Genomic DNA, 11,830 nt, shown 5'->3' with positions numbered 1-11,830 from the left:
GGGCAGGGCCGCCCTGCCCCCGTCCGGGTGGTGGTGCCGGCCGACGCTGGGCAGTCCCGTGTCGGCCAGCGACGTGATCCACAGGCCGTCGCGTTCCAGGAGCCCGCGGCGGGCGACCGTCGCCACGTCCGGCGGGACGTAGCACCAGCGCGCCGCCTCGGCCGGGGAGAACCCGGCGCTGCCCGCCAGGGTGAGCGACCCGTCGGCGCCCGCCGCCCAGATGGCCACCGCCGTCGCCCCGAGCGGGCGCAGCGCCTGCTCCAGCAGCGACTCGGCGACCGCCTGGGTGTCGTCCGCCGCCAGCGCCCCGCTCTCGGCCGCGCGCAGCCGCACGGCGGCCGCCTCGGCCTGCGCGTCGTCGGCGGCCCGGGTGGCGGCCAGGAAGGCGTCCGTCACCTCGGACATCCGGTCCCGGGCGGCCTGGTTGATGACCTCGACCGCGAACTCCAGCGGGGTCGTCCCCGCCTGCTCGGTCAGCTCGGTGAGCTGGCGGGCGGCCTGCGACGGGCCGCACCCCAGGCGTTCGACGAGGATGCCCTTGGCGAGTTCGATCAGGGCGCGCCCCTCGGCCTCGGCCTGCGCGGCGCGCACCTCGCGGCTGAGGCGGTCCACGGTGGCCGCGAGCCGGCCCACGGGCGAGTCGGCGGACACCCCGGCGGGGCCGGCCGACGGGACGGGATCGGCCGACGGGACGGGCTCGGCGGAGGGGGCCTCGGCCGCCGGCACCGGCGCATCGGCGTGCGCGGGGCGGCCGGGTTCGCGCCGCTGCTCGTCGCGCCGCTGCTCGCGCGGATGCTCGCTGATGCTCACGGTGTGGATGCTCCTCGACGGCGGGGCCCTGGGGCGCGGAAGGGGCGGCGCGGTGGGGTGCCCGCCCCGCTGGTGGGCGGGACGCGGCACGCGGTCGGCACGCGGCTCATGCGGGCAGCCAGCGCCGGACGCAGGCGATCAGGTCCTGGGTGTCGACCGGCTTGGTGACGTAGTCACTGGCCCCCGAGGCGAGGCTCTTCTCCCGGTCCCCGGGCATCGCCTTCGCGGTGACCGCGATGATGGGCAGCTCGGCGTACCGCGGCATGGAGCGGATCTCGGCGGTGGCGGCGTAGCCGTCCAGCTCGGGCATCATCACGTCCATCAGCACGAGTGCCACGTCCGGGTTGTTCACGAGCTGGTCGATGCCCTTGCGGCCGTTCTCCGCGTGCAGCACCCGGAAGCCGTGCAGTTCCAGGATCCCGCTGAGCGCGAAGAGGTTGCGCGCGTCGTCGTCCACGACCAGGATCGTGCGGCCGGAGAACGAGCCGTCCACGACGGTCTGCGGAGCCGGCCGCTGCGTCTCGTCCGGGCGCACCAGGGACAGCACGTCGCCGGGTTCCTCGGCGGAGAGGTGCAGGGCGATGCGCTCGCGCAGCTCGTCGAGGCTGGACAGGAACTCCAGCGCCGTGCCCTCGGTACGGGCCCGCAGGGCCTCCTCCACCGCCGCGTCGGCCCGGTGACCGCTGTGCACCAGCACCGGCACGCTCGCCAGGGCGGAGTCGCCCCGCAGCGCCTCCAGGAAGCGGGTGACCTCCTCCTCGGCCATGCCGAGCTCCAGCACCACGCAGTGGCACGGCTCGGCGGCCAGCGCCCCGGCGGCCTCCTGGGCGCCGACGGTGGTGATGATGTCGACCGAGGGCCGCGAGGTGCCGTCGCCCCGGCCGTGCGTGACGTCCTGGACGACGCTCTCCGCGACCAGGGTCAGCAGGCCCCGGGGACGCTCCTCCACGACGAGCAGCCGCCGGGGGCGCCGGCCCGATCCGGTCCCCGCCTCGATCGCCGGCCGCTGCCGGGGCGGCGCGTCCGGGGCGGCCGCGGCCGGGCCCCGGTCCGCGGCGGGCCGCAGCAGCGTCTCGAAGTCCGGCCGGGTCACGGGCAGGAACAGCGTGAACGTGCTGCCCTGGCCCGCGACGCTGTCCACCGTGACCGCTCCGCCGAGCAGGTGCGCGATCTCCCGGGTGATGGACAGACCGAGCCCCGTGCCCCCGTACTTGCGGCTGGTCGTGCCGTCGGCCTGCTGGAAGGCGCCGAAGATCGACTCCAGGTGCTGCTCCGGAATGCCGATGCCGGTGTCCTTCACCCGGAAGGCCACCACGGAGCCGCCCCGCACCACGGCGCCGGGCACCTCGTCGTCCGCCGCGGGCTCGATGCGCAGCTCCACCCCGCCCCGCTCGGTGAACTTGACCGCGTTGGACAGCAGGTTGCGCAGCACCTGCCGCAGCCGGGAGTCGTCGGTGAGCAGGTCGGCCGGCGCGCCCGGGGCCGTCGTCACGGTGAAGTCCAGGTTCTTCTGCATCGTCATGGGCCGGAAGGTGACCTCGACGTACTCGATGAGCTGGCGCAGCGTCACCAGCTCGGGGCTGACGTCCATCTTCCCGGCCTCGACCTTGGACAGGTCGAGGATGTCGTTGATCAGCTGCAGCAGGTCCGAACCGGCGGAGTGGATGATCTGCGCGTACTCGACCTGCTTCGGGCTGAGGTTGCGCGAGGGGTTCTGGGCGAGCAACTGGGCCAGGATCAGCAGGCTGTTCAGCGGGGTGCGCAGCTCGTGGCTCATGTTCGCCAGGAACTCCGACTTGTACTTCGAGGCCAGCGACAGCTGCTGGGCCCGGGCCTCGAGCTCCTGCCGGGCCTGTTCGATCTGGAGGTTCTTCGCCTCGATGTCCCGGTTCTGCGTCGCCAGCAGCGCGGCCTTCTCCTCCAGCTCGGCGTTGGAGTGCTGGAGTTCCTCCTGCTGCGTCTGCAGCTCCACCGAGCGCTGCTGGAGTTCGGCGGTCAGCCGCTGCGACTCGACCAGCAGCTCGTCGGTACGGGCGTTGGCCACGATGGTGCTGACGTTGACGCCGACGGTCTCCATCAGCTGGGCCAGGAAGTCCTGGTGGATCTGGGTGAACGGGGTCACCGACGCCAGTTCGATGACGCCGAGGACCTGGCCCTCGACCACGACGGGCAGCAGCACCAGCGCGGTCGGCACCACCCGCCCGAGCCCGGAGGAGATGGTCACGTAGTCCGGCGGCAGCTCGTCCACCGTGATGGTGCGGCGGCTGCGGGCGGCCTGGCCGACCAGGGTGCGGCCGAAGGGGATCCGGGTGGGCCGGGCGTCGTCGTCGGGGTAGCCGTAGGAGCCGACGAGCCGCAGCTCGGGGCCGCCGTCGCCGTCCTCCGCGAGGTAGAAGGCGCCGTACTGGGCCGACACCAGCGGCACCAGCTCGTCCATGATCAGTTCGGCGACCACGGGCAGGTCGCGGTGTCCCTGCATCAGACCGGAGATCCGGGCCAGGTTGCTCTTGAGCCAGTCCTGCTCCTGGTTGGCCCGGGTGGTCTCGCGCAGGGACTCCACCATCGAGTTGATGTTGTCCTTGAGCTCGGCGACCTCACCGGAGGCCTCCACGGTGATCGAGCGCGTCAGATCGCCCTCGGCGACGGCGCTCGCGACCTCGGCGATCGCCCGCACCTGCCGGGTGAGGTTCCCGGCCAGTTCGTTGACGTTCTCCGTCAGCCGCTTCCAGGTGCCCGAGACCCCCTCCACCTCGGCCTGTCCGCCGAGGCGTCCCTCGGTGCCGACCTCGCGGGCGACGCGGGTGACCTCGTCGGCGAAGGCGGAGAGCTGGTCGACCATCGTGTTGATGGTCGTCTTCAGCTCCAGGATCTCGCCGCGCGCGTCGACGTCGATCTTCTTCGACAGGTCGCCCCGGGCCACCGCGGTCGTCACCAGCGCGATGTTGCGCACCTGACCGGTGAGGTTGTTGGCCATGGAATTGACGTTGTCGGTGAGGTCCTTCCAGGTGCCGGCGACGTTCGGCACGCGCGCCTGTCCGCCGAGGCGTCCCTCGGTGCCGACCTCGCGGGCGACGCGGGTGACCTCGTCGGCGAAGGCGGACAGCGTGTCGACCATGGTGTTAATGACGTCGGCCAGCGCGGCGACCTCGCCCGCGGCCTCGACCCTGATCCGCTGCGACAGGTCGCCCCGGCCCACGGCGGAGGCGACCTGGGCGATGGAGCGGACCTGACCGGTCAGGTTGGACGCCATCACGTTGACGTTGTCGGTGAGGTCCTTCCAGGTGCCCGAGACGCCCCGCACCTGGGCCTGTCCGCCGAGGCGTCCTTCGGTGCCGACCTCGCGGGCGACGCGGGTGACCTCGTCGGCGAAGGCGGAGAGCTGGTCGACCATCGTGTTGATGGTGTTCTTGAGTTCGAGGATCTCGCCGCGGGCGTCGACGGTGATCTTCTGCGACAGGTCGCCCTTGGCGACGGCCGTCGCCACCAGCGCGATGTTGCGGACCTGGCCGGTCAGATTGCCCGCCATGAAGTTCACCGAGTCGGTGAGGTCGCGCCAGGTTCCCTTCACGCCCTGCACGTCGGCCTGTCCGCCGAGGCGTCCTTCGGTGCCGACCTCGCGGGCGACGCGGGTGACCTCGTCGGCGAAGGCGGAGAGCTGGTCGACCATCGTGTTGATGGTGTTCTTGAGTTCGAGGATCTCGCCGCGGGCGTCGACGGTGATCTTCTGCGACAGGTCGCCCTTGGCGACGGCCGTCGTCACCTGGGCGACGTTGCGGACCTGCGCGGTGAGGTTGCCCGCCATGGCGTTCACCGAGTCCGTCAGGTCGGCCCAGGTGCCCGAGACCCCGGGAACCTCGGCCTGCCCGCCCAGGGCCCCTTCGGTGCCGACCTCGCGGGCGACGCGCGTCACCTCGGAGGTGAACACCGAGAGCTGGTCCACCATGCCGTTGAAGACCTTGGCGATGTCCCCCATGAGGCCGTCCGCGTCGTCCGGCAGCCGGGTGCCGAAGTCCCCGTCCCTCACGGCCGTCAGCCCCGCCAGGAGCTGCTTCAGCTCCTGGTCCCGGGGCACCGCGTCGGTCCCCTCGGCGTTCTTGCCGGTCATGCGCACCCTCGTTCCGCTCCCCAGGAGCTCTCGGCACCGAGAACTCGAAACCCCTCCGGGCCGTCTCCGGCCCGTCCCGTAAGTGCTGCGTTTCCGCTGTTCACGGATCTGCTCGATGAGAAATACGCCGCAGGCTAACCCAGGTTCCGGGCCGGTAACAAAGCGCGGCGAACGCCCTCGGGACCCGGTAGGTGAAAGTCACAGGAATCGTGCATGCCCTGGTTCGGCCGGGGTACTCAGGCGGGTTTCAGCCGGGAGTTCCGGCCGGTCCCGACGGGGAGGGGGCGGCCCGCCGCACGGGAGGCGCCCGATCCGGGGGAGGGGAGCGGTGGCGCGGGAGCGCCGGCGTGCGGTTTTGGGTCCGCGCCCTCCGAATGCGCCCGCGCCTGACGGGTATTTGCTGCTGTGAGGCCGGGCGGCGGTCCGTAGGGTCCGCCGCCCGCTCAGGGAGCCGTTCTCATCGGGGAGGCAAGGAGCAGCGTGCCCATCGACAGCATCTGGTCGTACGCGCCGGACCTGACCAACGTTCAGGGACGGGACCTGACGGGTTACACCGTCGTCGCGCACGACGGCACCATCGGCCATGTGGACCGGCAGGCCGACCACCACGGCATGCGGCACCTCGTCGTCGACACCGGCGTCTGGGTCTTCGGCCGCAGCGTCCTCGTGCCGGTCGGCGTCGTCGCGAACATCGACCCGGGGGAGCGTCGCATAACGGTGTCGTGCAGCAGGACCGAGGTGAAGGCCGCGCCCCGGTTCCGGACCGACAGCGAGACCATGGATCCCGAATACCTCGGCAGGGTCGGTGATTACTATCACCGTCTGCCGCCCCGCGAGACCCCGACGGGGTGAGCGCCGGGCCGGGAGCGGCGGCGCGCGGCCGTGACGGCGCGCGTCGCCGACGGGGTCACCAGGGCAGGAAGACGTGGATGTCCTTGCCGCGGTCGTCGCTGACGACGCTGACCTGATCGCACAACGTGTGGATCAGGTGCCAGCCGATGCCGCCCCCACCGCGGTTCGGGTGGAAGGGCCGCGGGGCCGGCTCGGTGGTGCTCGTGTCGTGCATCACCACGTGCACACCGTCGAACGTCCTGCGCAGGCGCAGCTGGAAGGGCCCCGGCGCGTACTGGACCGCGTTGGCGGCCAGTTCCGTGACGACCAGGAGTATGTCGTCCCAGTGTTCCGGAGCCGACGGCGTCGACACGCGGGCCAGGTCGAAGAGGAACTCCTCCGCGACCAGGCGTGCGTCCGTGACGTCGTGCAGCTCCCCGGGGAAGCTGGCGACGCGGCTCGTGATCTCCTCGGCAGCCAGTGTCCTGTCCCAATGCGGCTCGGTTGCCATCTTGCCTTCCAAGCCCCGACGTCGCGGGGCGGTCGTCCGTTTCCGTCTCCCGTCTGTGGGTTCCCGCCCCGGCGGAGCCTACGCGCCCGCATGCCCGTGAGCGGTCGGTGACAAACGCGTCACCCGCAGCCGCGCCCCGGAGCACGCAACGGGACGGGCGCGTCGTACGGCCGCGCGTCGCCGGTCCCCGGGCACGTGGGACACGGGAAAGGGAGGTGCCCGCCGGTCGTCCACCGGCGGGCACCCCCCTTCTTTTCACGTCGGGCGGTCAGCGGAACACGTTGTCCGAGTCGTCCCAGCCCGACACCTCCTCGTGGGCCTCGGTCCGCCGCGGACGCGACCGCGACTGGTACATCGCGTCGATCTCCAGCGCGTAGTGCCGCACTATCTCGTCCCGGCGCAGCTTCATCGACGGCGTGAGCAAGCCGTTGGCCACGTCGAAGGGTTCCGGCAGCACCCGGAAGACCCGGATCGATTCCGAGCGCGACACACTGCTGTTGGCCGCGGCGACCGCCCGCGCGACCTCCTCGCGCAGCGCGTTCTCCTCCCGGGCCTCCCGGGTGGGCGCGTCGCCCGGCAGGGACAGGGCCGCCCGCCAGTGGACCAGGAACTCCGGGTCCAGCGTGATCAGGGCGCCCACGCAGGGCCGGTTGTCGCCCACCACGACGGCCTGGTGGACCAGCGGGTGCATCCGCAGCCGCTGTTCCAGCGCCGCCGGCGCCACGCTCTTGCCACTGCTGGTGATGATGACGTCCTTCTTGCGGCCGGTGATCGTGAGGTAGCCCTCGGCGTCCAGCCGGCCGAGGTCGCCGGTGGCCAGCCAGCCGCCGTGCAGCGCGGCCCGGGTGGCGCTCTCGTCGCCCACGTACCCCTGGAACACCGACGGCCCGCGCACCAGGATCTCCCCGTCGTCGGCCACCCGGATCCCGGTGCCCGGCAGCGCCTGCCCGACGGTCCCGGACTTCTCCCGGCCGAACGGCTGCATCGTCACCCCGCCGCCGGTCTCGGTGAGCCCGTAGCCGTCGTGGACGTAGATGCCGATCCCTTCGTAGAAGAGGGAGAGGTCGCGGTTGAGCGGCGAGCCGCCGGAGGTGGCCCGGCGGACCCGGCCGCCCAGCGCGTCCCGCAGCCTGCGGTAGACCGTGCGCTCGTACAGGGCGTGCTGCAGCCGCAGGTCGAGGCCCGGTCCCGGGCCGCGGCCCAGCCGCTGGCGCTCCAGCGCGGCGGCGAAGTCCCGCGCCGTGTCGGCGGCCCGCTCGAACAGGGCGCCGCGGCCCGACTGCTGCGCCGTGCGCAGGAAGTTCTTGTAGATCTTCTCCAGCAGCGACGGGACGGCGTACAGATAGGTGGGCCGGAAGGTGCGCAGGGCCGAGGCCAGGGCCTCCCCGCCGATGTCGGGTTCGTGTCCCATCAGCAGGCCGCCGCGCACGCACAGCCCCTGGATCATCAGACCGTAGACGTGGGAGAAGGGGAGGAAGGCGAGGACGGCGCCCTGTTCCCCGGGCGGTGCCGCCGTGTGCCCCCAGCCCGCCAGCAGGGTGTCGCAGGGGAAGGCCAGATTGCGGTGGCTCAGGGCGCAGCCCATGGCACGGCCCGAGGTGCCGGAGGTGTAGGCGATGGCGGCCGTGGAGTCCGGCAGCACGATGCGGCGCATCGAGTCGACCGTGGCCAGCGGAATGTACTCGCCGCGCGCCACCAGCTGGTCCAGCGCGCCCGCGTCCAGCTGCCAGACGTGCCGCAGCAGCGGCAGCGAGGCGCACACGGACCCGACGGTCATCACGCCCTGCTCGTCCTCGACCAGCACGGCCACGCAGCCGGAGTCCCTGAGGATCCACTCCACCTGGTCGCGCGAGGAGGTCGGATAGATCGGGACGACCTCGGCGCCCACGGTCCACAACGCGTGGCACAGGAGCGTCCACTCGTACCGGGTGCGGGCCATGATCGCCACCCGCCGGCCGGGGGAGATCCCCGACGCGATCAGGCCCTTGGCCAGGTCGACGACCGCGTCGCGGAACTCAACGGCGGTGACCTCCTCCCAGGTGGAGGAGGCCGGCGACGTGCGGTGGGCGAGCATCGGCAGGGTGGGGTTCCGGGCCGCCGTCTCGAACAGGCTGTCGGCGAGACCGCCGGTCGGGGGCGAGGCGGAGGGGGGAGCGAGAGCGAGGTCGCGCATGCACTGCTCCTGACGTGTACGGGGTGTGACGCGGCCGACGGGCACGGTCATCGGCGGTGCCTGAATGTAGCCGAGCCGGAGCGTCCGGGGGCCGGGATCACGACAACTGTTCCCACACTGATGATCTCGGCGGTATCGGGGGACCCGGACGGCATGAGCTACGTCAATCCAGATCCCGAACCGGAACGCACCACCGGTCTCGAACCGGGCGGTGGCGTCCCCCCGGGCGAGACCCCGCCCGCGGAGAGCAGCATGCCCGAGGCCGGCCCCTACCAGGCGGAGAGCCACGCCAAGGGCTGGGCCAAGGGCCCCATGACCGTGATCCTCGTCCTCGTGGCGCTGGTCGCGGCCTTCTTCCTCGCCTACGCCCTCGTGCTCATCCTCTGAGCACCCGCCGGGGGCCCGGCCGGCGGGTCCTCGGGACCCTGTCCGGACCGGGCCGCCCGCGGGCGCCTCACGTCTGGGTGTGCCGTATGCACTCCGTGACGACGTCCCGCAGGCTTCCGGTGCGCTCCAGCAGTTCGCGCTGCACCCGCGCCCCGTTGCCGCCGCGCAGCAGTCCGGCGCAGCCCTCCCGGGCCCGCTCGAGGTCCCCGAGGTCCTCCAGCGCCTCGGCGACGTGGTCGAGCAGGGCCCGCACGACCGCCTCGGCGGGCATGCGGCGCATGGTCCCCGGGTGCAGCAGTTCGCCCGTCAGCCCCGACCGGGCCGCCTGCCAGGCGGCCAGCCGGAGCAGGCTGACACCGGGGTCGAAGGGCTCCCGGCCGGCCTTCCACTCGCGTGCGGCGGTCTCCACGAGCCCGCGGGCGAGCGTGGCGATCAGGCTCGCGGTATCCGCGTGCAGACAGACGTCGGAGACCCGGATCTCCACCGTGGGGTACCGCTGGGACAGCCGCGCGTCGAAGTAGACCATCCCCTCGTCCAGGATGACGCCGGTGGCCACCATGTCGGCGACCCGCCGGTGGTACCGCCCGGCCGAGCCGAAGACCTCCGTCGGGCCGGCCGACGGCCAGCGCTGCCAGACCCGGCTGCGGTAGCTGCTGTACCCCGAGTCCGTGCCCTGCCAGAACGGCGAGTTCGCGCTGAGCGCCGTCAGCACCGGCAGCCAGGGCCGCAGCCGGTCCACGACGCCGACCCCCTCCTCGTCGGACTCGACGGACACGTGGACGTGGCAGCCCAGGACGAGCTGCTCCCGGGTGGCGATGCCGTACTGCTCCTCCATCCACTGGTACCGCCGGTTGACGCCGACGGCGGGGCTGACCGGCAGCGGCGAGGTGGCGAGCGCGGCGACCGTGCAGCCGATCTCCCCGGCGTGCCCGGCGGCCTCCTTGCGGCAGCGGACGATCTCCGCGTGCAGGCTCTCCATCGAGGACTGCGGATGCGTGGCGAACTCCAGCATCTGCTCGTGCAGTTCCTTCTCGAAGACGTCCCGCTCCGTGCCGTCCCGCTCGGCCCGGGCGAGCACCGCCGCGGACATCGCCCGCGGGTCACCCGTCTCCGGATCGACCAGGAGAAGCTCCTCCTCCACTCCGACGGTGCGCACTGCTGCCGCCTTTCCGTGATGCCGTGACGACGCCGAGACCTCCTCGGTCGTACGACCCCGAATGCCCCGCTCGGGGCGTCGGACACCTGGCGGCGCCGTCGGGCCTCACGGAGCGATCGGCACCAGCCACACCGTCGCGAGCGGGGGCAGCGTGAGCCGGACGCAGCCGTCCTCGGGCTTGACCGGATCCGGGTTCACGACGTCCCCGCCGCCGTAGCGGGCGGCATCGGTGTTCAGGACCTCCTGCCAGGCGATCACGTCGTCGCCGACGCCGAGCCGGTAGTCGTGCCGGAGCACGGGGGAGAAGTTCGACACCGCCAGCAGCGGCCGGCCCTCGGCGTCGTACCGCAGGAACGCGAAGACGTTGTCATCGGCGGCGTCCACCGCGACCCAGCGGAAGCCGGACGGGTCGGTGTCGCGCTGCCACAGCGCCGGGGTCGCCCGGTAGCGCGCGTTGAGGTCGCGGACCAGGTCCCGCACCCCGCGGTGGTCACCCGCGGAGTGGTACCCGTCGTCGAGCAGCCACCACTCCGGGCCCTGTTTCTCGGACCACTCGGCCCCCTGGGCGAACTCCTGCCCCATGAACAGCAGTTGTTTACCGGGGTGGGCCCACATGAAGCCGAGGTAGGCACGGACGTTCGCGCGCCGCTGCCACCAGTCGCCCGGCATCTTGGACACCAGCGCCTGCTTGCCGTGCACCACCTCGTCGTGCGAGATGGGCAGCACGTAGTTCTCGCTGTAGGCGTACACCATCGCGAAGGTCATCTCGTGGTGGTGGTACTTGCGGTGGACCGGCTCGTGGGAGACGTACTCCAGCGAGTCGTGCATCCAGCCCATGTTCCACTTCAGGCCGAACCCGAGCCCGCCGGTGTCGGTGGGGCGGGTCACCCCGCCCCACGCCGTGGACTCCTCCGCGATGGTCACCACACCGGGGCAGCGCCGGTAGACGGTCGCGTTCATCTCCTGCAGGAACGCCACCGCCGCCAGGTCCTCCCGGCCGCCGTACACGTTGGGCTCCCACTGGCCGTCCTCGCGCGAGTAGTCCAGGTAGAGCATGGAGGCGACCGCGTCCACGCGCAGGCCGTCGATGTGGAACTCCTGGCACCAGTACACGGCGTTGGCGACGAGGAAGTTGCGCACCTCGGTGCGGGCGAAGTCGAAGGTGTACGTGCCCCAGTCGGGGTGCTCCGCGCGCCGGGAGTCACCGGGCTCGTACAGCGGGTCCCCGTCGAACCGGGCCAGCGCCCAGTCGTCCTTCGGGAAGTGCGCCGGCACCCAGTCCATGATCACGCCGATGCCGGCCCGGTGCAGCGCGTCGACCAGGTACCGGAAGTCGTCGGGCGAGCCGAGCCGGGCGGTCGGCGCGTAGAAGCCGGTGACCTGGTAGCCCCAGGACGGACCGAAGGGGTGCTCGGCGACCGGCATCAGCTCCACGTGCGTGAAACCCAGGTCCTTGACGTACGCGGGCAGCACCTCCGCGAGTTCGCGGTACGACAGCCCCGGGCGCCAGGACGGCAGGTGCACCTCGTACACCGAGAACGGAGCCTGGTGCACGGGCACCTCGGCCCGGCGCTCCAGCCACTGCGCGTCGCCCCACTCGTAGTGCGAGGAGGTGACGACCGACGCCGTGTTCGGCGGCTCCTCCGTGCGGCGGGCCATCGGGTCGGCCTTGAGGAACCGGTGGCCGTACCGGGAGTGGATCTCGAACTTGTACCGGGTGCCCTCGCCGACGCCCGGCAGGAACAGCTCCCACACCCCGGAGGAGCCCAGCGACCGCATCGGGAACGCCGTGCCGTCCCAGTGGGTGAAGTCCGCGGCGAGCCGCACGCCCCGGGCGTTCGGCGCCCACACCGTGAA

The 11,830-nt window shown here is 72.2% G+C and carries 8 protein-coding genes; 2 read left to right on the top strand and 6 right to left on the bottom strand.

Annotation, left to right across the window (positions count from 1 at the left end):
- Window positions 1–810 (bottom strand): ANTAR domain-containing protein (locus B7L92_RS31920; RefSeq protein WP_143626411.1); only part of this gene is annotated, 810 nt, incomplete at its 3' end.
- Window positions 811–916: 106 nt separating this feature from the next.
- Window positions 917–4,915 (bottom strand): HAMP domain-containing protein, encoded by a 3,999-nt coding sequence (locus tag B7L92_RS31915; protein WP_081240784.1) that lies wholly within the window; start codon window positions 4,913–4,915, stop codon window positions 917–919.
- A gap of 480 nt (window positions 4,916–5,395) precedes the next feature.
- Here B7L92_RS31915 and B7L92_RS31910 point away from each other — a divergent pair, with 480 nt between their 5' ends.
- On the top strand, window positions 5,396–5,767 hold the full coding sequence (locus B7L92_RS31910) for a PRC-barrel domain-containing protein (protein ID WP_081240783.1): 372 nt from the start codon (window positions 5,396–5,398) through the stop codon (window positions 5,765–5,767).
- A 55-nt stretch (window positions 5,768–5,822) separates the two neighbouring features.
- Here B7L92_RS31910 and B7L92_RS31905 read toward each other — a convergent pair whose 3' ends face one another.
- A complete protein-coding gene (locus B7L92_RS31905; RefSeq protein WP_081240786.1) occupies window positions 5,823–6,257 on the bottom strand; it encodes an ATP-binding protein in 435 nt (144 codons plus the stop codon).
- 268 nt (window positions 6,258–6,525) lie between these two features.
- Window positions 6,526–8,430 (bottom strand): AMP-dependent synthetase/ligase, encoded by a 1,905-nt coding sequence (locus B7L92_RS31900; protein WP_081240782.1) that lies wholly within the window; start codon window positions 8,428–8,430, stop codon window positions 6,526–6,528.
- Between the two features lie 153 nt (window positions 8,431–8,583).
- Here B7L92_RS31900 and B7L92_RS31895 point away from each other — a divergent pair, with 153 nt between their 5' ends.
- On the top strand, window positions 8,584–8,817 hold the full coding sequence (locus B7L92_RS31895) for a DUF6480 family protein (RefSeq protein ID WP_081240785.1): 234 nt from the start codon (window positions 8,584–8,586) through the stop codon (window positions 8,815–8,817).
- A gap of 67 nt (window positions 8,818–8,884) precedes the next feature.
- Here the strand turns inward: B7L92_RS31895 and B7L92_RS31890 are convergent, their stop codons facing one another.
- Together B7L92_RS31890 and glgB are read right to left on the bottom strand one after the other, a co-directional pair.
- The gene (locus B7L92_RS31890) at window positions 8,885–9,973 is read right to left on the bottom strand and encodes a glutamate--cysteine ligase 2 (protein ID WP_081240781.1); all 1,089 of its coding nucleotides are present in this window, start codon (window positions 9,971–9,973) and stop codon (window positions 8,885–8,887) included.
- A 105-nt stretch (window positions 9,974–10,078) separates the two neighbouring features.
- Window positions 10,079–11,830 (bottom strand): 1,4-alpha-glucan branching protein GlgB (gene glgB / locus B7L92_RS31885; protein ID WP_255311231.1); only part of this gene is annotated, 1,752 nt, incomplete at its 5' end.

The organism is Streptomyces viridosporus (assembly GCF_002078235.1).
Classification (GTDB): Bacteria; Actinomycetota; Actinomycetes; order Streptomycetales; family Streptomycetaceae; genus Streptomyces; species Streptomyces viridosporus.
The sequence above is the reverse complement of the archived record's forward strand: the minus strand, read 5'-3'. Positions and strand labels throughout refer to the sequence as shown.